This is a genomic window from Pseudomonas sp. FW507-12TSA (assembly GCF_058781435.1).
This window is the reverse complement of the sequence record NZ_JBYSWT010000026.1, coordinates 25,150-50,657: the sequence shown is the minus strand read 5'-3', so window position 1 is coordinate 50,657 and position 25,508 is coordinate 25,150. Positions and strand designations below refer to the sequence as shown.

General features: G+C 64.0%; 25 protein-coding genes. 13 read left to right on the top strand and 12 right to left on the bottom strand.

Translation table 11 applies throughout. The annotated features are described in order from the left end of the window. The first annotated feature begins 27 nt into the window (after positions 1–27). The 3 genes from AC3WK8_RS22705 to AC3WK8_RS22695 all read left to right on the top strand — a co-directional run bounded on the left by AC3WK8_RS22705 (position 28) and on the right by AC3WK8_RS22695 (position 1,797). On the top strand, positions 28–948 hold the full coding sequence (locus AC3WK8_RS22705) for an SPFH domain-containing protein (RefSeq protein ID WP_022641726.1): 921 nt from the start codon (positions 28–30) through the stop codon (positions 946–948). Between the two features lie 10 nt (positions 949–958). Further along, positions 959–1,408, top strand: a complete 450-nt coding sequence (locus tag AC3WK8_RS22700; protein ID WP_103325911.1) for an NfeD family protein — start codon at positions 959–961, stop codon at positions 1,406–1,408. Positions 1,409–1,479: 71 nt separating this feature from the next. Beyond that, on the top strand, positions 1,480–1,797 hold the full coding sequence (locus AC3WK8_RS22695; RefSeq protein WP_031320675.1) for a DUF2388 domain-containing protein: 318 nt from the start codon (positions 1,480–1,482) through the stop codon (positions 1,795–1,797). Between the two features lie 70 nt (positions 1,798–1,867). Here the strand turns inward: AC3WK8_RS22695 and AC3WK8_RS22690 are convergent, their stop codons facing one another. Further along, complete coding sequence (locus AC3WK8_RS22690) at positions 1,868–2,542, bottom strand: TetR/AcrR family transcriptional regulator (protein ID WP_085594337.1); 675 nt, start codon at positions 2,540–2,542, stop codon at positions 1,868–1,870. A 140-nt stretch (positions 2,543–2,682) separates the two neighbouring features. Between AC3WK8_RS22690 and phlG the strand changes: the two genes are divergently transcribed. After that, positions 2,683–3,567 carry a 2,4-diacetylphloroglucinol hydrolase gene (gene phlG, locus AC3WK8_RS22685; RefSeq protein WP_085594335.1) on the top strand — a complete coding sequence of 295 codons (885 nt, stop codon included), beginning with the start codon at positions 2,683–2,685 and terminating at the stop codon, positions 3,565–3,567. A 52-nt stretch (positions 3,568–3,619) separates the two neighbouring features. On the opposite strand, the gene AC3WK8_RS22680 is transcribed toward phlG, so the two are convergent. Beyond that, positions 3,620–4,222, bottom strand: coding sequence for a TetR/AcrR family transcriptional regulator (locus tag AC3WK8_RS22680; protein ID WP_031320677.1), 603 nt, complete (start codon positions 4,220–4,222; stop codon positions 3,620–3,622). A 452-nt stretch (positions 4,223–4,674) separates the two neighbouring features. Here AC3WK8_RS22680 and AC3WK8_RS22675 point away from each other — a divergent pair, with 452 nt between their 5' ends. The 6 genes from AC3WK8_RS22675 to AC3WK8_RS22650 all read left to right on the top strand — a co-directional run bounded on the left by AC3WK8_RS22675 (position 4,675) and on the right by AC3WK8_RS22650 (position 11,028). Further along, entirely contained in the window at positions 4,675–5,763 is a 1,089-nt protein-coding gene (locus AC3WK8_RS22675) for a hydroxymethylglutaryl-CoA synthase (RefSeq protein ID WP_103325912.1), read from the top strand. Positions 5,764–5,792: 29 nt separating this feature from the next. Continuing rightward, a complete protein-coding gene (locus AC3WK8_RS22670) occupies positions 5,793–6,989 on the top strand; it encodes a thiolase family protein (RefSeq protein ID WP_031320678.1) in 1,197 nt (398 codons plus the stop codon). Between the two features lie 12 nt (positions 6,990–7,001). Then, complete coding sequence (locus tag AC3WK8_RS22665; RefSeq protein WP_053133774.1) at positions 7,002–7,442, top strand: Zn-ribbon domain-containing OB-fold protein; 441 nt, start codon at positions 7,002–7,004, stop codon at positions 7,440–7,442. Positions 7,443–7,648: 206 nt separating this feature from the next. Beyond that, the gene (locus AC3WK8_RS22660) at positions 7,649–8,698 is read left to right on the top strand and encodes a type III polyketide synthase (protein WP_031320680.1); all 1,050 of its coding nucleotides are present in this window, start codon (positions 7,649–7,651) and stop codon (positions 8,696–8,698) included. A gap of 112 nt (positions 8,699–8,810) precedes the next feature. Continuing rightward, the gene (locus AC3WK8_RS22655; RefSeq protein ID WP_256592342.1) at positions 8,811–10,082 is read left to right on the top strand and encodes an MFS transporter; all 1,272 of its coding nucleotides are present in this window, start codon (positions 8,811–8,813) and stop codon (positions 10,080–10,082) included. 13 nt (positions 10,083–10,095) lie between these two features. Beyond that, positions 10,096–11,028 (top strand): fumarylacetoacetate hydrolase, encoded by a 933-nt coding sequence (locus tag AC3WK8_RS22650; protein ID WP_053133771.1) that lies wholly within the window; start codon positions 10,096–10,098, stop codon positions 11,026–11,028. On the opposite strand, the gene gcvP is transcribed toward AC3WK8_RS22650, so the two are convergent. Continuing rightward, complete coding sequence (gene gcvP / locus AC3WK8_RS22645) at positions 11,019–13,883, bottom strand: aminomethyl-transferring glycine dehydrogenase (RefSeq protein ID WP_103325913.1); 2,865 nt, start codon at positions 13,881–13,883, stop codon at positions 11,019–11,021. The genes AC3WK8_RS22650 and gcvP overlap by 10 nt on opposite strands. 189 nt (positions 13,884–14,072) lie before the next feature. Here gcvP and AC3WK8_RS22640 point away from each other — a divergent pair, with 189 nt between their 5' ends. Further along, complete coding sequence (locus AC3WK8_RS22640) at positions 14,073–15,212, top strand: DegT/DnrJ/EryC1/StrS family aminotransferase (protein ID WP_085594325.1); 1,140 nt, start codon at positions 14,073–14,075, stop codon at positions 15,210–15,212. Between the two features lie 42 nt (positions 15,213–15,254). Here AC3WK8_RS22640 and gcvH read toward each other — a convergent pair whose 3' ends face one another. The 9 genes from gcvH to AC3WK8_RS22595 form a co-directional block, all read right to left on the bottom strand. Further along, on the bottom strand, positions 15,255–15,638 hold the full coding sequence (gcvH, locus tag AC3WK8_RS22635; RefSeq protein WP_022641742.1) for a glycine cleavage system protein GcvH: 384 nt from the start codon (positions 15,636–15,638) through the stop codon (positions 15,255–15,257). A gap of 54 nt (positions 15,639–15,692) precedes the next feature. Continuing rightward, positions 15,693–16,775, bottom strand: coding sequence for a glycine cleavage system aminomethyltransferase GcvT (gcvT, locus tag AC3WK8_RS22630; RefSeq protein WP_103325914.1), 1,083 nt, complete (start codon positions 16,773–16,775; stop codon positions 15,693–15,695). Positions 16,776–16,929: 154 nt separating this feature from the next. Beyond that, positions 16,930–18,546 (bottom strand): ABC transporter permease, encoded by a 1,617-nt coding sequence (locus AC3WK8_RS22625; RefSeq protein WP_022641744.1) that lies wholly within the window; start codon positions 18,544–18,546, stop codon positions 16,930–16,932. 241 nt (positions 18,547–18,787) lie between these two features. Next, positions 18,788–19,789, bottom strand: coding sequence for an extracellular solute-binding protein (locus AC3WK8_RS22620; protein WP_053133756.1), 1,002 nt, complete (start codon positions 19,787–19,789; stop codon positions 18,788–18,790). Between the two features lie 161 nt (positions 19,790–19,950). Further along, entirely contained in the window at positions 19,951–21,171 is a 1,221-nt protein-coding gene (locus AC3WK8_RS22615; RefSeq protein WP_177409187.1) for a 2-octaprenyl-3-methyl-6-methoxy-1,4-benzoquinol hydroxylase, read from the bottom strand. Positions 21,172–21,180: 9 nt separating this feature from the next. After that, positions 21,181–21,666, bottom strand: coding sequence for a DUF4442 domain-containing protein (locus AC3WK8_RS22610; protein WP_031320682.1), 486 nt, complete (start codon positions 21,664–21,666; stop codon positions 21,181–21,183). After that, positions 21,659–22,846, bottom strand: a complete 1,188-nt coding sequence (gene ubiH, locus AC3WK8_RS22605; protein WP_085594317.1) for a 2-octaprenyl-6-methoxyphenyl hydroxylase — start codon at positions 22,844–22,846, stop codon at positions 21,659–21,661. The genes AC3WK8_RS22610 and ubiH overlap by 8 nt, the downstream gene beginning before the upstream one ends. Beyond that, complete coding sequence (pepP, locus tag AC3WK8_RS22600; protein WP_103325915.1) at positions 22,843–24,177, bottom strand: Xaa-Pro aminopeptidase; 1,335 nt, start codon at positions 24,175–24,177, stop codon at positions 22,843–22,845. Before pepP ends, ubiH begins: the two co-directional genes overlap by 4 nt. 24 nt (positions 24,178–24,201) lie before the next feature. Beyond that, positions 24,202–24,759, bottom strand: coding sequence for a YecA/YgfB family protein (locus AC3WK8_RS22595; RefSeq protein WP_022641750.1), 558 nt, complete (start codon positions 24,757–24,759; stop codon positions 24,202–24,204). 216 nt (positions 24,760–24,975) lie between these two features. Here AC3WK8_RS22595 and AC3WK8_RS22590 point away from each other — a divergent pair, with 216 nt between their 5' ends. Both AC3WK8_RS22590 and AC3WK8_RS22585 read left to right on the top strand, forming a co-directional pair. Further along, on the top strand, positions 24,976–25,185 hold the full coding sequence (locus AC3WK8_RS22590) for a TIGR02449 family protein (RefSeq protein WP_011064144.1): 210 nt from the start codon (positions 24,976–24,978) through the stop codon (positions 25,183–25,185). Further along, positions 25,182–25,505, top strand: coding sequence for a cell division protein ZapA (locus AC3WK8_RS22585; protein WP_022641752.1), 324 nt, complete (start codon positions 25,182–25,184; stop codon positions 25,503–25,505). Before AC3WK8_RS22590 ends, AC3WK8_RS22585 begins: the two co-directional genes overlap by 4 nt. The last annotated feature ends 3 nt before the right edge of the window (positions 25,506–25,508 follow it).

Here is a 25,508-nt window from a genome sequence, read left to right as displayed (position 1 = left end):
TGAACCAACAGTGAACAGGTGAGCCTGATGCAGATCACAAGCGTGCTGCTACTTTTCGTGGGCCTGGCCGTGGCCCTGGTGTTCATGGGCTTCAAGGTAGTGCCCCAGGGCTACCAGTGGACCGTGGAGCGTTTCGGCCGCTACACCACCACCCTCAAGCCAGGGCTGAACATCATCATCCCGGTGATGGACCGTATCGGGCGCAAGCTCAACGTCATGGAGAATGTCCTGGACATCCCGCCCCAGGAGGTCATCACATCCGACAACGCCACGGTGCAGATCGACGCGGTGTGCTTCTTCCAGGTGGTCAACACCGCCCAGGCCGCCTATGAGGTCAACAACCTCGAGCATGCCGTGCGCAACCTGTTGCAGACCAACATCCGCACCGTGCTGGGCTCCATGGAACTGGACGCGATGCTCAGCCAACGTGACGCGATCAACGAGAAACTGCTGAAGACCGTGGACGAAGCCACCGCGCCCTGGGGGATCAAGATCACCCGTATCGAGATCAAGGACATCAGCCCGCCGGCCGACCTGATGGCCGCCATGTCCGGACAGATGAAGGCCGAACGGGTCAAGCGTGCGCAAATCCTCGAGGCCGAGGGCCTGCGGGCGGCGGCCATCCTTACCGCCGAGGGCAAGAAGCAGGCACAGATCCTGGAAGCCGAGGGCGAGCGCCAGGCGGCCTTCCTCGAGTCCGAAGCCCGGGAGCGCCAGGCAGAGGCCGAGGCCCGGGCGACCCAGGTGGTGTCCGCAGCCATCGCCAGCGGCAACGTCCAGGCGATCAACTACTTCGTGGCGCAAAAATACGTCGATACCCTGGGCAAGCTGGCCTCGGCCAACAACAGCAAGGTGATCCTGATGCCGCTGGAGGCCAGCCAGGTGATAGGCGCCGTGGGCGGCATCAGCGAGATCGTCAAGGCCACCTTCGACGGCAAGAAGACCTGAGGCAAGCGTCATGTCGGCATTCCTGCAAGCACTGTCGTTCTGGGACTGGCTGGCCCTGGGCACCATCCTGTTGATCTTCGAGGTGTTCGGTGCCGGCGGCTACCTGCTATGGATCGGCTTGGCGGCGATTTGCGTGGGGGTCCTGGCGTTCCTGGTCCCGAGCCTGGCGTGGGAAGTTCAATTGCTGCTATTCGGCCTGCTGTCGCTGCTGACGGCCCTGTACTGGTGGCGACGCCAGCGCAGCGCGATCCGCGCCAGCGACCAGCCGAACCTCAACCTGCGGGGCCGCGAGCTGATCGGCAAGACCTTCGTGGTGCATCAGGCGATCGTCAACGGCCGGGGCCGGATCAAGGTTGCCGATGGCGTCTGGATCGCCAAGGGTGCCGACGCCCCGGAAGGCGCGCGGGTCCGGGTGGTGGGCCAGGAAGGGGCGATCCTGCTGGTCGAAAATCTCGACTGAACAGTCACGGAACTCGACCGCGGAAACTAGAATCAAACCCTGTAGTTCCCCCCTAGTCGGAGTCACCCATCATGCGTCTGAAAACAGCTGTCGTCACAATTGCCCTGCTGTCGCTCCCCGTAGGTTCGGCAATGGCCGACACCTTCTGGCGTAACGTCATTTCCTCCGGTGCGACCACAGGTTCCACCTACCTGACCTTCAAGGACCACAAGCTGATCGTCGCCGCCCAGGACGACGCTGGCAGCTTCGTCGCCAGCCAGGGCAGCATTCGCGGCCCGTACCTGGAGGCCGCGATCCAGAAGGTCCGCGCCGAGAACCCTGGCCTGCAGGCCAGCGACATGGAATTGGCCAACGCCATCCTGGCGAAGAACGCCGTCGCCCAGGAGTAAGGATCGTCCCAGGGATGGCCGACAGCAAACGCCGACCACAGGGTCGGCGTTTTTTTTGCCAGGCCAATTCCTAGCCGGTCTGGGCAGTCCGGGACACCGCCTGCAAACCGGCCAGCGCGTAGCTCATCATGTGCTCGATCAACTCGGGCGGATCGAGCTGCAAGCCGGGCAGCACATTGCGCTGTAACTGGCCATGGGCGATCAGCAGGAACAGGCAGGGCGCGAATACGTTGACCGCACAGCGCAAGGTGGCTGGATCGTCGGGCGAGCGCTGCATGATCTGACCAAGGATGGTGCGCACGATCAGCGCCTTCGGGAAGGCCTGCTCCTCGAGCACCTCGGGCAAGACCGAAGAGGGCGACAGCAGCTCGCGGGTCAGCACCTTCAAGGCCCAGCCCTGGCGCGCGCTCCCAAGGCCCTCGATCAGCATGGTGATGATCGCCCGCAGCTTGTCTTCAGGGCTTTGCTGGCTCTCGCTCAGGCTGATCATGGTTTCTATTCCAACCAGGCGATCATGAGCCTCGCGCAACACCGCCCGATACAGGCCGTCCTTGTTCTCGAAGTGATAATTGACCGACGCATTGTTGGCCCTGGAACTCTCGCAGATCTGCTTGCTGGTGGTATTGGCATACCCCAGCTCGGCAAACAGTTGGCCGGCCATCTCCAGAATCTGCTGGCGAGTCGCCTGGCCATCCTGGCGCGGTGCACGAGCTACAGCTGCCTGCGGGGAAACGGGAACGACCATGAGCTCCTCACTAAGTTAAATTCAAATTTGACTTTTGTTTATGGACTGCTTAGCTACAAAGCGCCAGTTTCTCGTTCAACCAGGATCCAAGGTTGCTGTGAAGTGGCGGCTACTCGTCTATTCAGCCAAAGGATATCAGCATGGAAGCACGCGTCATGACCCCCTTCACCTACTTCTCCCTGCCCATGCAGAAGCTGTTCCTGCACAACCAGGCGGAGGTCAGGAACAAGCCCTATGCCAAGTACTTTCGCGGGGACATGCAGGTGCCGCTGTCCGCGGTGCGCAAGATCCAGCAAGGCCCCATGCCCCTGAAGGACACCCTCACCCCGAGCATCGAGGACATCAACCGCCTGCTCGATCCGGACTTCGTCAGCGAGGAGTCCGGCTATGCCCTGCTGCCGGGGCCGATGGCCTATGTGCAAAGCCGCAAGTTCTTTCCCAGCTGCACAGCCGAGATGTTCAAGTGGTGGTTCATGTGGCACCCGCTGGAGTCGGAGCGCTACACCCTGTGGTTCCCCTACGCCCATGTGAGCAACCCCTGCGTGAACCATCAGCGCCTGTGCGACGAATCCTTGAGCTTCGAAGAGCGGCTATATGGCAACACCTTCTGCGCCTCCGAGTATGTCGGCGACCGCCTGATGCACCTGCATATCGACTTCCAGGAGCCAGGCAAGCTGGGCCTGGACCCCGATCTTTATCGCGAAGCGAAAATCGACGGCAGCGTCAGCGCCCTGATGAGCCTGGCCGATCATCCACAGGTTCCGGTGTCATTGATGGTGCACTTGTTCAAGGAAGTGCCGGGCGGCATGTACCTGACCAGCCGCTACTGGATCGGCGCGCATCCTTCGATGGCCCGCTTTCCCGGGGCAGACAAGGCGGCGGCCATCCTGGGGGAAAACGGCCTGGGTGCCACCGAGCTGGAAACCCTGGCCTATGAATTCGCCGTACACGACATGTGCGAGTTCAACCACCTGGCCAGCTTTCTTCCGGACCTGTATCGGGAGTTCGCGAAACCTTCAGCTTGACGCACAAAACCAATGAGCCCGCGATATTCGCGGGCTCATTGGTTGGAATGAATCAACGTTGTGCACCAGGGCAAACACCGTTGATCAGCATGGAAGTGAACTCCTCGATGTCCTGCTCCATCGTCAACTGCTCGGTCAGCAGTCGATACCAGCAAAAACCGAAGATCATATCGAGCAACAATTCACGGTTGGTGTCCTTGGGCAACTCACCATTGCTGATGGCATTTTCCACCAGCTTTCTTGGCAACTCCCTCCTGCGCTCCATGAACTGATCCTTGAGCTGGATCAATGTTGCTGGATCCAGTTGCGCTTCAGCTATCACGCAACGGAAAGCCTCCCCGCAAATGGTTTCTCTCCAGACTTTCCAGAGATTGTGCAGCAAAAAATCGAGATCTTTCTTGAACGAGCCGAGATCAGGAGTCTTTCTGACTTGCTCGCTCTCGTTTTCGTAGACTTCTGCGATCAACGCCGCTTTGTTCGTCCACCAGCGGTAGATCGTCGGTTTGCTGGCACCGGCTCGACGAGCCACAGACTCGATACTGAGCCCGGAATAGCCGCATTCCTTGAGGATTTCGATGGTGGAAGTGAGGATGGCTTTATGAGTATGAGGACTTCGCAAAGAGCCGATGGAGCTGCGAGATGGTGTACGAGCCACGATAAAAAAATCTCCAGGCAGGGCGCTTGACAAACGCAACGCAGGGTATAGGATTCCCCCGAATCGAAATGAAACGGTCCGTTTCGTTTCATTCTAAAGAGATCTACGAATTTCTTGTACCGATCCATCTAGATTTTTTAATTATTGCCTAATAGCCAGATAATACGGGGCCTTAGGCAAATACAGCTTCGAATTCAAGGCCTCGATCTTTTGCTTTCAAGAGCAAAGATCGCCCTAGATTCTTATTAAACGAAACGTTCCGTATTATAACATAACGAGGTGAAAAAAAAACTGCTTTCGTATGGCTTTCTTCTATAGAAGAACCGCTCTACTTCGCGGGTTTGCATGACGCCGGCCAGCTGAAGGCAGCAAAACAGTTTTCCGTATGTTTCAAGACTGCTCCTGAAGCAGGCACGCCCCAGTTTTCTGAAGAGAATGGAATCAAGAGGAAAATGAACGTGAAAAAAGTAGGCATAGTCAGCTATGGCGCGGGCATTCCGGTCTGCCGCCTCAAAGTGCAGGAAGTCATCAACGTCTGGAAGAACACCGACCTGAAGCTGGTCGAGGAGAACCTGGGCGTCACCGAAAGAGCCGTGCTGCAGCCGGATGAAGATGTCATCACCCTCGGCGTACTGGCAGCGCAGCGGGCCCTGGACAAAGTCCCCGGCCATGAACTCCAGGCCCTGTACCTGGGAACCTGCACCAACCCCTATGACTCGCGGGCCTCGGCCTCGATCATCCTGGAAATGCTCGGCAGCGGCTACGACGCCTATTGCGCCGACGTCCAGTTCGCCGGCAAATCCGGTACCTCCGCCCTGCAGATCTGCCAGGCCCTGGTGGCCTCGGGCATGACCGGCAGCGCCCTGGCCATTGGCGCCGACACCATCAACCGCAACACCGCTCCCGGTGACCTGACCGAGTCCTATGCCGGCGCCGGCGCCGCCGCGCTGCTGGTCGGCACCGAGAATGTCATCGCCCAATTCGATGGCAGCTTCTCTTGCGCCGCCGACATCGCCGACAACATCCGCCCCCAGGGCGATCGCTACATTCGTTCCGGGATGGGCCTGGGTTCGGACAAGAACAGCATCGGCCTGGAAGACCAGACCCGTCGCGCCGCCGAAGGACTGATGGCCAAGCTGCACACCAGCGCCGCCGACTACGACTACGTGGTGTTCCAGCAGAACCTGGTGTCCACGCCCTACTCCCTGGGCAAGCACCTGGGCTTCACCGCCAAGCAGATCGAACCGGGCATCTACGCCGGCAGCGTCGGTGATACCGGGGCAGCCAGCCCGCTGCTGGGCCTGATCAACGTCCTGGACCAGGCCCGTCCGGGGCAGAAGATCCTCATGGTGTCCTACGGTTTCGGCGCCGGCAGCGACGCCATCGCCCTGACCGTCACCGACGCCATCGGGCAGTACCAGAAGCGCAACAAGCCGCTGCGCCAACTGCTCGAGGACAAGACCTATGTCGATTACGGCACGTCCATCAAGTACGAGTTCAAGTACCTGCGGGCTGACTACGCCCTGACCGCCTACCTCTGATTACGCCTGTCTACGCAAGGAGCATGTACATGTGCGCACGTCGTGTTGCAATAGTTTCGGCTGCCTATACGCCGAAGCCCGGTAGTTCACGAGTTCGGCAGACGTTCAAGGAAATGATCGTCGAGTCCGCCTACAAGGCCATCAAGGATGCCAAGATGCATCCCCGCGAAATCCAGGGCGTTGCCTATGGTTATCACGGTGAAGGCATCTCCGAATATGGCGGCCTGGGCCCGACCATTTCCGACGCCCTGGGGATCAGCCCGGCGCCGACCTTCATGAGCACCGCCAACTGCACCAGCAGCTCGGTATCCTTCCAGATGGGCCATCAGATGGTGGCTTCCGGGGAGTACGACATCGTCCTGTGCGGCGGTTTCGAGAAGATGACCGACCACTTCAACTATGCCGAATACATCGGTTCCAGTACCGAGTGCGAGTACGACTACTTCCTCGGCATCTCCCACACCGACGCTTTCGCCCTGGCGACCGCCGAGTACTTCCAGAAGTTCGGTTATGCCGGCCGCGAAGCCGACGTCCTGGCCACCTTTGGCCGGCAGATGCGCATCTATGCGCACAACACCCCTACCGCCACCCGCTATGGCCAGGCGATCCCGACCCTCGAAGCGCTGAAGAACAGCGAAGCCTGCGGCTCGATGCTGGCCTGGGGCGAAGCCAGTGGCTGCGCGATCCTGGTCGCCGAACACCTGGCCCACAAGTACACCGACAAACCGGTGTTCGTGCGGGGTTGCGCCTATACCGGGGTTTCCCACTACTTCGGTACCCGCTTCCACAACCCGACCCTGCACCACCCGGGCCTGCCCAAGGACGTGGGCATGGCCGTCTCGGCCAACTCCATCGCTTGCGCGGAGATTGCCTATAAGAAAGCCGGGATCACTCCCAAGGACATCGATGTCGCCCAGGTCTACGACCTGCTCGGCGCCGGCCTGATCCAGATGGAATCCATGGGCGTCTGCGGCAAGGGCCAGGCTGGCGACTTCGTTCTCGAAGGCGGCATCGCCCTGGACGGCCAGCTGCCACTGAACACCGACGGCGGCAACATCGGCCGCGGCCATGCGTCCGGCTGCGACGGCATCCTGCACATCACCGAGCTGTTCCGGCAGCTGAGGGGTGAAGCCGACAACCAGGTCAAGGGCGCGCGCATCGGCGTGTCGCAGAACCTTGGCGGTTATGCGGCGCACAACTCGGTGATTGTCCTCTCGAACGACTAAGGAGCCCGGACCATGTCCATGTACCCAGAACAGATCCACAGAATGACCACCGCCAGCATGCTCCGCGAATGGCGCGAGCATGGTGGCAAGTACCGCCTCGAAGGCAGCCAGTGCGAAGAGTGCAACGAGATTTTCTTCCCCCGGCGTACGGTCTGCGGCGCTTGCAACTCCATGAGCGTGAAACCCTATCGTTGCGCCCGCACCGGCAAGATCGAGGTCATGGCTCATGCCGACAACCCGATCCTGGCGGCCATGGGTTACGGCGAGACCGTACCGCGCTGCATGGCCATGGTCCGCCTGGACGACGGCCTGGTGATCGCCTCGGAAATCGTTGATGTCTGCGATGCCCAGCAACTGAAGGTCGGCGCGCCGGTGCGCATGGTGGTGCGCAAGCACGTGCGCGAGAGCAACCTGGCCTGGCAGTACGCCTACAAGTTCGTGCTGGATAAATAACTTGTTGTTCAAGGTGCCTTGCCAAAAGGCACCTTGAAGTAAGCCATAAAAATAAAATCCAACTTAAAAGTTACATCAGCGGCAACTTCAGTTCTGGAAGTCGCCCTTGGGCCCCGGTTTGCTTGGGCTCTATGAATTCTATTGCCTATTAACGGGGACACTCCCCAACACTTACTTATTGGCCTGAATACAGCCAAGGATTGGTCATGTCTACTCTTTGCCTCCCACACGTAATGTTTCCGAAACACAAGATCACCCAGCAGCAGATGGTCGATCACCTGGAAGGCCTGCACGCCGACCACCCACGCATGGCCCTGGCCAAGCGCATGATCGCCAACACCGAGGTCAACGAGCGCCACCTGGTGCTGCCGATCGACGAGCTGGCGGTGCACACCGGCTTCACCCACCGCAGCATCGTCTACGAGCGTGAAGCACGGCAGATGTCGTCGGCCGCCGCACGCCAGGCCATCGAGAATGCCGGGCTGCAGATCAGCGACATCCGCATGGTGATCGTCACTTCCTGCACCGGCTTCATGATGCCGTCGCTGACCGCGCACCTGATCAACGACCTGGGCCTGCCCACCTCCACCGTGCAGCTGCCGATCGCCCAGCTGGGCTGCGTGGCCGGTGCCGCGGCGATCAACCGGGCCAACGATTTCGCCAGCCTGGATGCGCGCAACCACGTGCTGATCGTGTCCCTGGAGTTCTCCTCGCTGTGCTACCAGCCGGACGACACCAAGCTGCACGCCTTCATCTCGGCGGCGCTGTTCGGCGATGCGGTATCGGCCTGCGTGCTGCGCGCCGACGACCAGGCCGGCGGCTTCAAGATCAAGAAGACCGAGTCGTACTTCCTGCCCAAGAGCGAGCACTACATCAAGTACGACGTGAAGGACACCGGCTTCCACTTCACCCTCGACAAGGCGGTGATGAACTCCATCAAGGACGTGGCACCGGTCATGGAGCGCCTCAACTACGAGAGCTTCGAGCAGAACTGCGCGCACAACGACTTCTTCATCTTCCACACCGGCGGCCGCAAGATCCTCGACGAACTGGTGATGCACCTGGACCTGGCGTCGAACCGCGTCTCGCAATCGCGCAGCAGCCTGTCCGAGGCCGGCAACATCGCCAGCGTGGTGGTGTTCGACGTCCTCAAGCGCCAGTTCGATTCCAACCTGAACAAGGGCGATATCGGCCTGCTGGCGGCCTTCGGCCCGGGCTTCACCGCGGAGATGGCGGTCGGCCAGTGGACCGCCTGATGTGACACCCCGCGTCTGTGCGACCTGACGCTGCCGGGCTTCAAGGCAGCGCCAGGCCGTACCCTCCACGGCGCCTCGCGCCGAGTTCATGGTTTGCCAAGGAAGCTGAGCGATGAACACTGGAATGCCAATCACGGCGGCCAACAGCCGCTACGAAAGATCCATGGTGCTATTGCTGTCATTGAGCTTCGGGCTGGTGGGGCTGGATCGCTTCATCATCCTGCCGCTGTTCCCGGTGATCATGCATGACCTGCACCTTGACTATCAGGACCTGGGCTACCTATCCGCCGCGCTGGCCTTCACCTGGGGCCTGTCGGCCCTGGGCATGGGCAGCGTGATCGAGCGCCTGGGCACCCGCCGCGTGCTGGTGGTGTCCATCACCGTCCTGTCCTTGCTGTCCGGTTTTTCCGCGCTGGCCACCGGCGTGCTGGGGCTGGTGATCCTGCGTGGGCTGATGGGCATCTGCGAAGGTGCCTTCACGCCCACCAGCATCATCGTCACCAACGAAGTGTCGCGCCCCGGTCGACGCGGGCTGAACCTGGGGATCCAGCAAGCGCTGTTCCCGATTCTCGGCCTGTGCCTGGGCCCGCTGATCGCCGCCAGCCTGCTGCAGATGACCGGTTCCTGGCGCGCCGTATTCGCCATCATCTCGCTGCCGGGCCTGGTGCTGGCCGCCTACCTGTGGAAGGTCTACCGGCCACAGCCGGCACCCACCGCCGAACAAGCCTGCGGCCATGCCGGGACGCGCTGGCTGGCAGCCTTCAAGAGCGGCAACGTGAGCCTGAACATCCTGATCATGTTCTGCATCCTCACCTGCCAGTTCGTGCTCTGCGCCATGCTGCCCAGCTACCTGACCGACTACCTGCACCTGGAAACCCTGTCCATGGCCTTCATCATCTCGGCCATCGGCCTGGGCGGTTTCATCGGCCAGCTGATCATCCCCGGGATGTCCGATCGCCTGGGGCGCAAGCCGGTGGTCTCGGTGTGCTTCATGACCAGCAGCACCCTGGTCGGCCTGCTGATCGTCAGCCCGGCCATTCCCTGGTTGCTGTTCCTGCTGTTGTTCCTGCTGTCGTTCTTCAACTTCAGCCTGATCTGCATGACCGTCGGCCCGCTGACCAGCGAGTCGGTGCCCGCTGCCCTGCTGCCCACCGCGACCGGGATAGTCGTGGGCTTCGGCGAGATCCTCGGTGGCGGGCTGTCGCCGGCGGTGGCCGGGTTCGCCGCCACCCATTTCGGCCTGCCGTCGATCCTGTATGTCGCCCTGAGCGGTAGCCTGGCCGGCCTGCTGCTGTCGTTGCTGCTCAAGGAAAGCGCCCTCGAGCCCGGCCGCACGCCGAGCCGCGAGCCACGCCCCTTGCCTCCCCGCCCCCTTGCCGATTGAGGACTAGAGAATCATGGATGATTACCTGCTGTTGCTGGATGTCTGCCACAAGGACCAGCGCGCCATCGGGCTGTTCGATTTGCACAATGGCCGCAGTGTGCGGGCGCTCTCCGAACATGGCGGGCTGTACGAGACCCTGCAGTTCTGCGCCCGGCGGCACCTGGGCTGGAGCGAGCACCTGCGCAGCCTGCCGGCCCATCCCCAGCTCGCCGCCGACGGGCGCCAGGAGGGCCCGTTGCGCCCGCCCCTCAAGCCCAGCGACAGCCTGCTGGCCCAGGTCAGCGAAGTCACCCTCAATACCCAGCACACCCACCAGGGCTGGTTCTACAAGGGCAACGGCAGCCTGCTCAAGACCGACGGCGAGCCACTGGCGGTTCCCTATCACGCCCTGAGCATCGCCAGCCAACCCGGGGTGGTCTGCGTGTACCTGGTGGATCATTTCGGCCAGCTGCGGTTCGTAGGCTTCAGCCTCGGCCATGACATCCGCGACCCGCTGCTGAGCCGCCAAGACGCCAGCTCCTGCGCACAGTCGCGCCTGCGCCACTGCGCGATCACCCCGGCGCTGATCCTCGGCGAGCTGCAGGGCAGCCTGTCGCTCAACGTCCGGGTCGAGCGCCAGGGTGCGCAGCTGTCCTACCTCAGCTACCGCCTCGACCAGCAGGCCTGGGGGGCGATTCGCAAGTACTCCCAGACCTTCCTCGAACAGCACGAACAGTTCCTGCAGCCGGGCATGGTCCACTATGTGTTCCACAGCGCCAGCCGCCGCGAGAGCGAACTGCAACTGCAACATGGCGACTGGCTGGACCTGGATTGCCCAGAACTGGAGCTGGGCCTGAGCAACCAGGTCGTCGAGGAAGAACTGCTGCACCTGTACCCTCTCGACGCCCAGCCGCGCCGGACCCGCGCCCAGGCTGCCCGGTCGGCCTGGCAACCGGCTCAGCGGTAGGCGTCCACCGGTACGCAGGCGCAGAAGAGATTGCGGTCGCCGTAGACATTGTCCACCCGGTTCACCGCCGGCCAGTACTTGTGGGCCCGCACATGGGCGCTGGGCAAGACCGCCTGCTCGATGCTGTAGGCCCGCGTCCAGGCGCCAGTGATATCGGCCAGGGTATGGGGCGCGCCCTTGAGCGGATTGTCCTCGGCCGGCCACTGGCCCTCCTGGACCTGGGCGATCTCGGCGCGAATGCTCAGCATGGCTTCGACAAACCGGTCCAGCTCGGCCTTGGACTCACTCTCCGTGGGCTCGACCATCAGCGTGCCCGGCACCGGGAACGACATGGTCGGCGCATGGAAGCCGTAATCCATCAGGCGCTTGGCCACGTCCTCCTCGGTAATCCCGGTCAACGCCTTCAAGGGCCGCAGGTCGAGGATGCACTCATGGGCCACCCGCCCGTTGCGCCCGCTGTAGAGCACCGGGAAGGCGCCGCTGAGCTGGGTGGCCAGGTAGTTTGCGGCGAGGATCGCCACCTCGCTGGCATCGGCCAGCTGCGGCCCCATCATGGCGATGTACATCCAGCTGATGGGCAGGATGCTCGCGCTACCCCAGGGCGCGGCGCTGACTGCGTCGTTCTGGGGCAGCGGGCCATCGATCGGCACCACCGGGTGGTTGGCGACGAAGGGCGCCAGGTGCGTGCGCACGCCAATCGGTCCCATCCCCGGGCCACCGCCGCCGTGGGGAATGCAGAAAGTCTTGTGCAGGTTCATGTGCGAGACGTCGGCGCCGATATCCGCGGGCCGGGCCAGGCCCACCTGGGCATTGAGGTTGGCGCCGTCCATGTATACCTGGCCGCCATGGCTGTGGACGACTTCGCAGATCTGGCGGATGCCTTCTTCATAGACCCCATGGGTCGAGGGATAGGTCGCCATCAGGCAGGACAAGCGCTCGCCGGCTTGCGCAGCCTTGGCCGCCAGGTCCGCCAGATCGACGTTGCCGGCCTCGTCGCACTCGACGATCACCACCTGCATCCCCGCCATCTGCGCCGAGGCCGGGTTGGTGCCGTGGGCCGAGGCCGGGATCAGGCAGATGTGCCGTTGTCCCTGGTGCCGGCTCTCGTGGTAGCGGCGGATGGCCAAAAGCCCGGCATATTCGCCCTGGGCCCCGGAGTTGGGCTGCATGCAGATGGCATCGAAACCGGTGATCGCGCACAGCCAGCGCTCCAGTTCGTCGATCATCAAGCTGTAGCCGGCGGCCTGCTCCCGGGGCGCGAAGGGATGCAGGTCGGCGAACTCCGGCCAGGTGATGGGGATCATCTCGCTGCTGGCGTTGAGCTTCATGGTGCAGGAGCCCAGGGGAATCATCGACTGGTTGAGCGCCAGGTCCTTGTTCTCCAGCTGCTTGAGGTAACGCAGCATCCGCGTCTCGCTGTGATGGGCGCTGAACACCGGATGCCCCAGCACCGGGCTGCGGCGCAGCAGCTCATCGGGCACGCCGGACTCCAGCTCCTCGGCATCCAGCACGGCTACGTCCAGGCCATGGTCGGCCCCCAGGAACACATCCCATAGCCGGGCGACGGTGGTTTCGTCGCAGGTCTCGTCGAGGCTCAGGCCCAGCCGGCCACGGCCGAGGATCCGCAAGTTGATCCGCTGGGCCCTGGCGCTCTCGATGATCGCGGTCTGGCTGCCGCCCACCTCCAGGGTCAGGGTATCGAAGAAGTGCCGGTTGACCCGGGCGATGCCATGGCGCTCCAGCCCCGCAGCGAGAATGCAGGTCAGCCGATGCACCCGCTGGGCGATGCGCTTGAGCCCCTTGGGGCCGTGGTACACCGCATAAAAAGCAGCGATGTTGGCCAGCAGTACCTGGGCGGTACAGATGTTGGAGTTGGCCTTCTCGCGGCGGATGTGCTGCTCGCGGGTCTGCAACGCCATGCGCAGGGCCACCTGGCCCCGGGCATCGCGGGACACGCCGATGATGCGCCCGGGCATGGCCCGCTTGTACTCGTCGCGGCAGGCGAAGAACGCCGCGTGGGGGCCACCGTAGCCCATGGGCACGCCAAAGCGCTGGGACGAACCCAGCACCACGTCCGCGTCCAGTTCGCCAGGCGGGGCCAGCAGCAACAGGCTGAGCAGGTCGGTGGCGACGCAAGCCAGGGCCTGGCGGGCATGCAATTGGTCGATCAGCGGCCGCAGGTCGCGGATCTCGCCGTGGGTATCCGGGTACTGCAACAAGGCGCCGAAGACCTCGTGCTCGGAAAGCTTGTCGAGACTATCGACCACCAGCTCGAAGCCGAAGCCCTCGGCCCGGGTCCGCACCACCGAGATGGTCTGCGGATGGCAATGTTCGTCGACGAAGAACCGCTTGCTCCCGGACTTGGCCACACGACTGGCCATGGCCATGGCCTCGGCCGCGGCAGTGGCTTCGTCCAGCAGCGAGGCATTGGCCAGGTCGAGGCCGGTGAGGTCGATGGTCATCTGCTGGAAATTCAGCAGCGCCTCGAGCCGGCCCTGGGCGATCTCCGGCTGGTAAGGGGTATAGGCGGTGTACCAGCCGGGGTTTTCCAGCACGTTGCGCAGGATCACGTTGGGCGTGCGGGTGCCGTGGTAACCCATGCCGATCAGGCTGGTCCAGACCTGGTTCTGCGCCGCATAGCCCTTGAGCCGCGCCAGGGCCGACGCCTCGTCGAGGGCCGGCGGCAGGTCCAGGGCGCGATTGAAGCGAATGGCTGGCGGTACCGTCTGCTCGATCAGCTCGACCCGGCTGCCGAGCCCGAGGCTGGCAAGCATGGCTTGCTGCTCCTGGGCATCGGGTCCCAGGTGCCGGTCGAGAAATGCATTGGGCTCACGTAGCTGGGTCAGGGATGGCATGGCAGTCTCTCTCCGATGAACGGCGCTCAGCGTCGATGCGACAGGGTGCCAAGCAGCATAGCAGCCGATTTTGCCCCTCGGCGCTCTGGCGTCCCAAGGCTTTCGGGACCATCATGCTGGGCGTCAGCGCGCGCCCCGGCGCGCCTCAATCCATGTTCCCAGCGTCCGCTTATCGGGTGTCCCATCGTCATGAGCCAACTGCCCTTCCTGCCGTTCTCCAAACCCACCATCGATGAACCCACCATCGCCGCCGTCGGCGAGGTGCTGCGCTCGGGCTGGATCACCAGCGGTCCCAAGGTCCAGGCCTTCGAGACGCAGCTTTCGCAGTTCTTCGGCGGCCGCACCGTGCGGACCTTCAACTCCGGCACCTGCACCATGGAGATCGCCCTGCGCATCGCCGGCATCGGCCCGGGCGACGAAGTGATCACCACGCCGATCTCCTGGGTCGCCACCGCCAACGTGATTCTCGAAGTGGGCGCCACGCCGGTGTTCGCCGACATCGACCCGGTGACCCGCAACCTCGACCTGGACCAGGTCGAGGCCGCCATCACCCCGCGCACCAAGGCCATCATCCCGGTGTACCTGGCCGGCCTGCCGCTGGACATGGACCGCCTCTACGCCCTGGCCAGCAAGCATGGCCTGCGGGTGGTGGAGGACGCCGCCCAGGCCCTGGGCTCCAGCTGGAACGGCCAGCGCATCGGCGCCGGCGGCGACTTCGTGTCGTTCAGCTTCCAGGCCAACAAGAACGTCACCTGCTCCGAAGGTGGCTGCCTGGTGCTCAATACCCGGGAAGAAGTGCGCCTGGCCGAGAAGTACCGCCTGCAAGGGGTGACCCGCAGCGGCCACGACGGCCTGGACGTGGATGTGCTGGGCGGCAAGTTCAACATGACCGACGTCGCCGCGGCCATCGGCCTCGGGCAGTTCGCCCATATCGAGGCGATCACCACCCACCGTCGCGAGCTGGCCCGGCACTATTTCGAATGCTTTGGCAGCGATTTCCAGGAGCGCTACGGCGCCCAGCTGCCACCGGCGGACTTCAGCAACAGCAACTGGCACCTGTTCCAGCTGGTCTTGCCCGAGCGCCAGGATGGCCAGCCGGCCCGCGCCACGTTCATGGAGCAGATGCAGCAACGGGGTATCGGCATCGGCTATCACTATCCGCCGATTCACCTGTTGAGCCTGTACCGCGAGCGCGGCTTCAAGGAAGGAATGTTCCCGGTAGCGGAACGGGTGGGACGCCTGATCGTGTCGTTGCCGATGTTCACGGCGATGGACAAGAGCGATGTGGAGCGCGCGGTAGCCGCGGTCAAGGAGGTGTTGCAGAGGTAAGGGGCTCGCGGCCGGCCCGCTCGGGGGCCGGCCGCGTATGCCTTATTCGCCGATGGAGGCCTTGTAGCCTGCGGCGTCCAGCAGTTTTTCCAGGTCCGCCGGGTTGGCCGGCTTGAGCTTGAAGATCCAGGCGTCGTAGGGCTCGCTGTTGAGCAACTCGGGGCTGGCGCTCAGCTCCTCGTTGACTTCGATCACTTCACCGGCCACCGGGGCGTAGATGTCCGAAGCGGCCTTGACCGACTCCACCACGCCGGCCTGGTCCCCTGCGCCGAACACCTGGCCGACTTCGGTCAGCTCGACGAATACCACATCGCCCAGGGCTTGCTGGGCGTGGTCGCTAATACCCACGGTCACGCTGCCGTCGGCTTCCAGGCGGGCCCACTCGTGGCTTTCGGCAAAACGCAGGTGGGCAGGGATATCGCTCATGTTCTGTGTCCTCAAGAAGAAATGAACAGCGGCGCAATGCCGGCTGCAAAAATGTTAGATCAAGGTTTTGCCATGGCGCACGAAGGTCGGTTTGACTACCCGCACCGGGTACCACTTGCCACGGATTTCCACTTCGGCCCGATCGCCGGTGGCCATCGGTACTCGCGCCAGGGCAATCGACTTGCTCAGCGTAGGGGAGAAACTACCACTGGTGATCTCACCTTCGCCAACATCGGCGATGCGTACCACCTGGTGCGCCCGCAGGACGCCACGTTCCTCGAGCACCAGGCCCACCAGCTTGTGCTGTATTCCACCCGCCCGCTCGGCTTCCAGGGCGGCACGCCCGATGAACTGGCGCGTAGCCGGCTCCCAGGCGATGCTCCAGGCCATGTTCGCCGCCAGGGGTGAAACCTGCTGGTGGATATCCTGGCCATAGAGGTTCATGCCGGCTTCCAGGCGCAGGGTGTCACGGGCGCCAAGGCCGATGGGCGAGATGCCCGCGCCCACCAGGTCGTTGAAAAAGGCCGGCGCCTGTTCGGCGGGCAGGACGATCTCCAGGCCATCTTCGCCGGTGTAGCCGGTGCGGGCGATGAACCAGTCACCGTCGACACGGCCCTCGAAAGGCTTGAGTTGCTGGATCAGGGTGGCCCGGGGCTGGCTCACCAGTTCGGCGATGCGCTGGCGCGCCTGGGGTCCCTGGATCGCCAGCATGGCCAGTTCCGCCCGCTCGCGCAGCCGGACCTGGAAGTCTCCCAGTCGGGACTGCATCCAGGCCAGGTCTTGCTGGCGGGTCGCGGCGTTGACCACCAGGCGATAACTGTCTTGGAGGCGGTAGACGATCATGTCGTCGACGATGCCGCCCTGCTCGTTGAGCATGGCGCTGTACAAGGCCTGGCCGGGGCTTTGCAGGCGTTCGACGTCATTGGCCAGCAAGTGCTGGAGCCAGGCCCTGGCCTGGTCGCCGTCGACATCGATCACGGTCATGTGGGATACATCGAACACTCCACAATCCCGGCGCACCTGATGGTGTTCCTCGACTTGCGAGCCGTAATGCAAGGGCATATCCCAACCGCCAAAATCGACCATTTTCGCGCCGAGGGCGAGATGCAGGTCATACAGAGGCGTACGCTGTCCCATGGGTTTCTCCTTCCGGGCGTGGCGAGGGTGCGGCCTGGCGCTGCAAAGGTGAAAGCCTTGGAATACATGGCTCCCAGCCGGTTCCAGCGTCCCGGCCAAACAACAGACCGCACCGAATGCCGCGCATTGTAGCCGCAAGGTGGCGGGCTGACACCTAACCGATTCGATGGGCCGAGCGACGGATCAGGCCGATCACCGGCAACAGTCCCACCAGCACCAGGGTCAGGGCCGGCAACGAGGCCCGCGCCCACTCTCCCTCACTGGTCATTTCGAAGATCCGCACCGCCAGGGTGTCCCAGCCGAATGGGCGCATCAGCAAGGTGGCGGGCATTTCCTTGAGCACATCGACGAACACCAGCAGGGCGGCGCTCAAGGTCCCGGGTAGCAGCAGCGGCAGATACACTTTGAAAAACAGTCGCGGGCCACCGACTCCCAGGCTGCGGGCGGCTTCCGGCAGTGACGGACGGATGCGCTCCAGGCTGGTTTCCAGGGGGCCGTAGGCCACGGCGATGAAACGCACCAGGTAGGCCAGCAACAAGGCGCAGAGGCTGCCCAGCAACAAGGGCTTGCCCGCTCCGCCCAGCCAGCCGGACAGCGGGATCACCAGTTCGCGGTCCAGGTAGCTGAAGGCCAACATGATCGACACCGCCAGCACCGACCCCGGCAAGGCGTAGCCCAGGTTGGCCAGGCTGACACCCGCCTGGATGCCCCGGGTCGGCGCCAGGCGCCGGGCGAAGGCCAGCAACAAGGCCACGCTGACCGTGATCAGCGCCGCCATGCCTCCCAGGTACAAGGTGTGGACGATCAGGCCGGCGTAGCGCTCGTCCAGGTCGAAGCGCCCGCGCTGCCAGAACCACGCCAGCAGTTGCAGCAGCGGAATCACGAAGGCGCAGGCGAACACCAGCAGGCACCAGCCGCTGGCCGCCAGTGCCTTGAATCCCCGCAGCTGGTACAGGGCCTTGCCCCGAGGGCGCTCGTTGCCGGTACGGCTGGCGCCCCGGGCACGCCGCTCGCCGTACAGCACCAGCATCACCGCCAGCAGCAACAGGCTGGCCAGCTGCGCGGCGCTGGACAGGCTGAAGAAGCCGTACCAGGTCTTGTAGATGGCAGTGGTGAAGGTATCGAAGTTGAACACCGCCACCGCGCCGAAGTCCGCCAGGGTCTCCATCAACGCCAGGGCCACGCCGGCGCCGATGGCCGGTCGGGCCATGGGCAGGGCCACGCGCCAGAAGGCCTGCCAGGGCGATTGCCCGAGCACCCGCGCAGCCTCCATCAAGCCCTTGCCCTGGGCCAGGAAGGCACTGCGCGCCAGCAGGTAGACGTAGGGGTAGAACACCAGCACCAGCACCAGGATGACCCCGCCGGTGGAGCGCACCCTGGGCAGCCTCAGGCCACTGCCGAACCACTCCCGCAACAGGCTTTGCACCGGCCCGGAAAAGTCCAGCAGGCCGACGAAGACGAAGGCCAGCACATAGGCCGGGATCGCGAACGGCAGCATCAGCGCCCAGTCCAGCCAGCGCCGCCCCGGGAACTCGCAGAGGCTGGTGAGCCAGGCCAGGCTCACCCCCAGCAACGTGACCCCGACGCCGACCCCGAGCACCAGGGTCAGGGTATTGCCGAGCAGGCGCGGCATCTGGGTCTCCCACAGGTGGGACCAGATCTGTTGGTCGACCGCCTGCCAGGAAAACAGCAGTACGCTCAGCGGCAGCAGGACCAGGGCCGCGACGGCAAAGACCAGGGGATACCAACGACGTTGGGCGGGATGGGCCACAAAAAACTCTCGGGCAGATTGAACAGACAAAAATACTTGTGCAAGACACGCATGGCGAGGGAGCTTGCTCCCGCTGGCGACTTGGCCGCCCCAAGGGCTGCAAACCCGTTCCGACAGTTGAATCACGAAATCAGGCTTTGCCAGCGCTGCGCGCTGAAGCGCAAGCAAGCTCCCTCGCCACAAAAAGCCCAGCCGCTAAAGAAAACGCCCCGCAAAAGCGGGGCGCAGTATAACGGCAGGCTCAGTTCCAGCCAGCGCGGTCCATCAGGCGGATGGCCTCGGCCTGGCGCTTGCCGGCAATTTCCACCGGCAGGGTATCGGCGACGAACTTGCCCCAGCTGGCGACTTCGGCAGACGGCGCCACCGCCGGGTTGGCCGGGAACTCCTGGTTGACGTCGGCGAAGATCTTCTGCGCTTCAGGAGTGGTCATCCATTCCACCAGCGCCTTGGCGGCCTCCGGATGCGGTGCATGCTTGGTCAGGCCGATTCCCGACAGGTTGACGTGCACTCCGCGATCGCCCTGGTTCGGCCAGAACAGCTTCACCGCCAGGTTCGGTTTCTGCTTGTGCAGGCGGCCGTAGTAGTAGGTGTTGACGATACCCACGTCGCACTGGCCGGCATTGATCGCTTCCAGCACGGCGATGTCGTCGGAGAACACATCGGTGGACAGGTTGTTGACCCAGCCCTTGAGGATTTCCTCGGTCTTGTCCGCGCCGTGGGTCTCGATCAGCGTGGCAGTCAGCGACTGGTTGTAGACCTTCTTCGCGGTGCGCAGGCACAGGCGGCCTTCCCACTGCTTGCCGGCCAGGGCCTCGTAGGTGGTCAGCTCGCCCGGTTTGACCCGCTCGGTGGAGTAGGCCAGGGTCCGCGCCCGCAGGCTCAGGCCGGTCCAGGCGTGGCTGGAAGAGCGGTATTGCAGGGGAATGTTGCTGTCGATGACCTTGGAGGTGAAGGGCTGCAGGATGCCCATCTGCTCGGCCTGCCAGAGGTTGCCGGCGTCCACGGTCAGCAGCAGGTCGGCGGTGGCGTTCTCGCCCTCGGCCTTGATGCGCTGCATCAGCGGCGCTTCCTTGTCGGTGATGAACTTGATCTTCACCCCGGTCTTCTGGGTGTAGGCATCGAACACCGGCTTGATCAGCTCGTCGATACGGGAGGAGTAGACCACCACTTCGTCGGCGGCCTGGGCGGTGCCGGCGATGAGGGTGAGTGCCAGGGCGGTCAGTAGACGCTTCGGTGCCAACATGGGAGCAGTCTCTCGTATGCAAAGTGAGGCGAAATGATAAGGACTCCCATTTGCTGGCTCAACCGAACCCGGAGCCGAGGAGTAACCAGATGTTGCGCGGAAAGCCTTGCCCTGTGCGGCGGCGCCTGCTCGTCATCGGCAGGCACCTCCCTGGCCCCGGATCACTCGGCCCGCGCCAACTCCGGCAAGTCGCCACTCAGGCCCAGTGCCTGGCGCACGAACAGGGCCTTGGCCTCGGGCATCTGGTCGACCACCTTCAGCCCGGTGTTGCGCAGCCAGCGCAGCGGCAACGGATCGGCCTGGAACAACCGCTCGAAGCCCTCCATGGCGGCCATCAGCGCCAGGTTGTGAGGCATGCGCTTGCGCTCGAAACGGCTGAGCACCTTGACCTCGGCCAGGCGCTCGCCACGTCCGGCGGCCCCCAGCAACACCTGGGCCAGTACCGCCGCATCGAGGAACCCCAGGTTGACCCCCTGCCCCGCCAGCGGATGGATGGTGTGGGCCGCATCGCCGATCAGCGCCAGGCCCTCGGCCACGTAGCGCTTGGCATGGCGCTGGCGCAGCGGCACGCAAAGCCGTGGATCGGCGCCAAGCACCTGGCCCAGGCGACCCTCGAAAGCCCGTTCCAGCTCGGCGCAGAAGCTTGCGTCGTCCAGGGCCATCAAGCGTTCGGCCTCGGTGGGCGTGGTGGACCAGACAATGGAGCACCAGTCGTGCTGCCCATCCCGCACCAGGGGTAAAAAGGCCAGCGGGCCGGTGTCGGTGAAGCGTTGCCAGGCCGTCAGCTGGTGGGGCTGGCTGCTGCGCACGCTGGTGACGATGGCGTGGTGCAGGTAATCCCACTCCCGCGTAGCGCAACCGGTGAGGCGGCGCACCGCCGAGTTGGCACCGTCGGCGGCCACCACCAGCGGCGCCCGCAGGCTCCGGCCGTCGGCCAGGGTCAGCAGCCAGTCGTCGCCGGAACGGCGCATCTGCTCCAGCCGGGCATCGGCCAGCAAACCGATATCGCACTCATGCAGGCGTTCGAGCAAGGCGTCCTGGACCACTCGGTTCTCGACGATATGCCCCAATACCTCGGCATGCACGCTGGCCGCCGAGAAGTGGATCTGGCCGGTGCCACTGCCATCCCAGACCTGCATGTCGCGGTAGGGACTGCTACGGCGCCGGGCAATCCCGTCCCAGGCGCCGAGGCGCTGCAGGATCCGCTGGCTGGCCGCCGACAGCGCACTGACCCGGGGCTCGAACGGCGCCTGCTGGTCGAAAGGTTTGACACTCAGGGAACCACCGTCGAGCAGCAGCACTTCCAGGCCGCTGCCCTGCAACGCCAGGGCCAGGGCACTGCCGACCATGCCGGCTCCGACAATCAGCACATCTGCGCGCATTTCCATGCTTTAGGCCTGTCTCGCTTGCGGCTTGAGCCGCACATAAAGGGTTTTGTCGACCCGCGCCACCAGGGTGCCGGAGCCATCGTGAATCTCGACCTGCAGCTGCGGCAGGTACTTTTCTCCGGCAGCGGTGTGCTGGCGGATCTGGTCGATCAGGGCCTGGTCGATGCTGAACCGGGCGAACACCGGGCCCTTGCCCGGTGCGATGAAGTCGATGGCCGCGGCCTTGTCCCAGACGATGTAGTCGCGTCCCAGGTTTTCCATCAGCATCAACATGAAGAACGGGTCCACCATCGAATACAGGCTGCCGCCGAACTGGGTGCCGACATAGTTGCGGTTGTACCAGCCCAGGCCCATGGACACGCGAGCCTCGCGAAAGTCCGCGGCGATGTGGCGAATCCGTACTCCTGCGCCGAAGTAGGGTGGGTACAGATTCAACACCCAACGCAACAGGCGTGCCTTGCCGACACGCCGGGCCAACCAGTCACGCATCCGGGCGAACACCCAGGCCCATGGCCTGGCGGGCGAACCAGCGCTTGGCCGGCGGTAGCAGATCCAGGCCCAGCAAGCCGAGGTTGCGCCCTACCGACAGTAGCGGCAGCTTGCTGCCGAACAGCCGCGTGACCTGGTCGGAAAAGCCCACGGTCAGGTCCTGGTCCAGGCGCTGGCGCTCGCGATAGGCCTGCAGCACCGAGAAATCACCCGGCGTGCGTTCGCTGCCGAGCAGGGCATCGGCCAGGGCCTGGGCGTCGCGCAGGGACAGGTTGAATCCCTGGCCGGCAATCGGGTGCAGGCTGTGGGCGGCGTTGCCCAGCACCACCAGGTGCGGGCGCACTTGCTCCTCGGCCTCCACCAGGGAAAGCGGGTACAGGTGCCGGGCGCCCACTTGCTTGAGAGTGCCCAGGCGATAACCGAACACTCCCTGCAATTCGCTGAGGAAGCTGCGTTCGTCCAGCGCGGCCAGGCGCTGCGCATCCATGCCCTGGCGGGTCCAGACCAGCGCGCAGCGGTTTTCCGGCAGCGGCAACAAGGCCATGGGCCCGTCGTCGGTGAAGCGCTCGAAGGCCATGCCGCCATGGGCTTCGCTGGGGGTGATGTTGGCGATCAGCGCACTCTGGTTGTAAGGGCGCTTGCGAACCCCGATGCCCAGCTGCTCGCGCAGGCTGGAACGACCGCCATCGGCCAGCACCGCAAGGTCGCATTCCAGGGTGGTCTCGTCATCCAGGGTCAGGCGGTAGCCGCCTTCCAGGGGCTCCAGGCGGGTGACTTCCGCCGGGCAGCGCCAGCTGATCACGTCCTGGTCCAGCCCCTGCCACAGGCACTGGCCGAGCCAGGCGTTCTCCACTACGTAACCCAGGGCCGGGACGCCCTCTTCCATGGCCGACAGCCGCGCAGTGGAGAAACGGCCACGGTCGGACACATGGATCTGCTTGATCGGCTCGGCGCGCCGGGAGATTGCCTGCCACAGGTCCAGGCGCTGGTAGATCTGCCGCGCGCCGAAGGACAGCGCCGAGGAGCGTGCGTCATAGCTGGGCTGGAAACTGTCGCCAGGAGCGAAGGGTTCGATCAGCACGATCTTCCAGCCCCGGGCCTTGGCGCCCGCTTGCAGGGCCAGGGCCAGGCTGGCGCCGACCAGGCCGCCACCGATGATGGCGAGATTGACCCGACTCATGACGCCTGGCCCCGGGCCGCGGCCATCAGCGCCTCGATCTCGGCGACGCTCTTGGGCACGCCGCCTGTCAGAATTTCACAGCCCTGCTTGGTCACTACCACGTCGTCCTCGATGCGCACGCCAATGCCGCGCCACTTCTTCGCCACTTGCTGATTGTCCGGAGAAATGTAGATCCCCGGCTCTACGGTCAGCGCCATGCCGACCTCCAGCACCCGCCACTCGCCGCCGACCTTGTATTCGCCGACATCGTGTACATCCATGCCCAGCCAGTGCCCGGCGCGGTGCATGTAGAACGCCTTGTAGGCTTCGCTGGCGATCAAGTCGTCGACAGCGCCCTCCAGCAGGCCCAACTCCACCAGGCCAGCGGTGATCACCCGGACCGTCGCTTCGTGGGCCTGGTTCCAGTGCTTGTCCGGGGCGATCTCGGCGAAGGCAGCCTCCTGGGCGGCCAGCACCAGCTCGTAGATCGCCTTCTGCTCCGGCGAGAACCGGCCATTGACCGGCCAGGTGCGGGTGATGTCGCTGGCATAGCAGTCGATTTCACAGCCGGCGTCGATCAGCACCAGGTCGCCGTCCTTGAGCACGGCATCATTCTGCTGGTAGTGCAGGATGCAACCGTTGCGTCCAGCCGCAACGATGGACCCGTAGGCCGGCATCTTCGCCCCGCCCTTGCGGAACTCGTAGTCCAGCTCGGCCTCCAGGCTGTATTCGTGCAGGCCGGCACGGCTGGCCTGCATCGCACGGATATGTGCCTGGGCGGAAATCCGCGCAGCCTCGCGCATCACCTTCACTTCCGCCGCCGATTTATACAGGCGCATGTCGTGCAGCAGATGATCCAGGGCAACGAATTCGTTCGGTGGCTGGGCACCCAGGTGGGCCTTGGAGCGGATCACGTTGATCCACTCCATCAGGTGCCGGTCGAACTCGGGGTTGCTGCCCATGGCCGAATAGACCCGGTCGCGCCCCTCGATCAGCCCCGGGAGGATGTCGTCGATATCGGTGATGGGAAAGGCATCGTCCGCGCCATAGTCGCGGATCGCCCCCTCCTGGCCGGCCCGCAGGCCATCCCAGAGCTCGCGCTCGGCATTGCGCTCGCGGCAGAACAGCACGTACTCGCCATGCTCGCGACCGGGCATCAGCACGATTACCGCCTGTGGCTCGGGAAAGCCGCTGAGGTACTGGAAGTCGCTGTCCTGGCGGTAGACGTGCTCCACGTCGCGATTGCGAATGGCCACGGCCGCCGCCGGCAGGATCGCGATGCTGTTGGGCTCCATCTGCGCCATGAGCGCCTTGCGGCGCCGGCTGTATTCAGCTTTCGGGATATGGATCATGGGCAGGCCCGGGTCCCTGTCAGGTCAATGCAGAGAAGGCTTGGCAGCCGGTGCGCCGGCCTTGTTGGTTTCGGTGAACAGCAGAAGTGGCGCGACCCGCAGGTACTCCATCACTTCCATGTAGTCGTTCTCACCGTCGTCGGATTCTTCCAGCGCGTCCTGGACCTGGGCGATGGCTGCAAGGTCCTGCAACACTTCCGTACCTTCGGTGCTCAGGGCACTGCTGTCGCGGAAGTTGAGGCCGAAACCGGAGAGGAAACCCTGGCACCACTGGCCAAGGGCGGTGGCGCGCTGGGCCAGCGGAGCATCGTCGCTGGGCAGCAGCAGGACCACGGTCATGTCGTCGCTGGTGAGCTCGCCCTTGACCATTTCCTGCAGGCCGATCAAGGCGTTGCGTACGTTTTCCTGAGGTTCGCCTTCGAGCAGCTCGGCAGCGTCCACCAGCCAGCCGTCGACTTCAAAGCCGGCGCCGGCGCAACTGCGCCCCAGCAACAGGCCGTGCAGTTCGGCGGGAGAAACAGAATGGCCGCTGCTGCTGAGCAGGGTGGCGAAGGCATCGTAAGGGGAGTTCTGAATGGGCATGGGCAGCTAGGCGCCAAGCGGCGCAATGTCTAGAATGAAGGCCTTGTATCGTAGGGCGTGTCATCACTCATTGCTAGCGTCGCGTTGTGCCTTGCGCCCTGTCACAACGGCGCGCGGGGCCTTGGGCGACGGACAGTTCGCCGAGCGGACAGCACCGGATGCGCCGGCTGCTGTACTGCCAGTTGCCACTCATCAGATCAAATTCAGTGGGACACAATGGAAGACACCGACCTGCACGCACTGATGGCCAGACTCGAACTGCTGATTACCCGGGTCGAGCAACTAAAGAGTCAAAACGCACTCTTACTAGCTCAGGAAAAGACCTGGCGCGAGGAACGCGCGCACCTCATTGAAAAAAACGAAATCGCCCGGCGTAAGGTCGAATCGATGATTTCGCGCCTCAAGGCCCTGGAGCAAGACTCATGAGTTCAAGCAATAGCGTTACCGTGCAGATCCTCGACAAAGAATATTCGATCATCTGCCCCCAGGAAGAACGCAGCAATCTGGTGAGCGCCGCCCGCTACCTGGACGGCAAGATGCGCGAGATCCGCAGCAGCGGCAAGGTCATCGGCGCCGACCGAATCGCAGTCATGGCCGCCCTGAACATCACCCACGACCTGCTGCATCGCCAGGAGCGCCCGGACGTGCAGGCCAGCACGACCACCCGCGAACAGGTACGCGACCTGCTGGAGCGGGTCGACCTGGTCCTGGCGACAGAATCGGACGCAAGCAAGGCTGATTCCTGACAG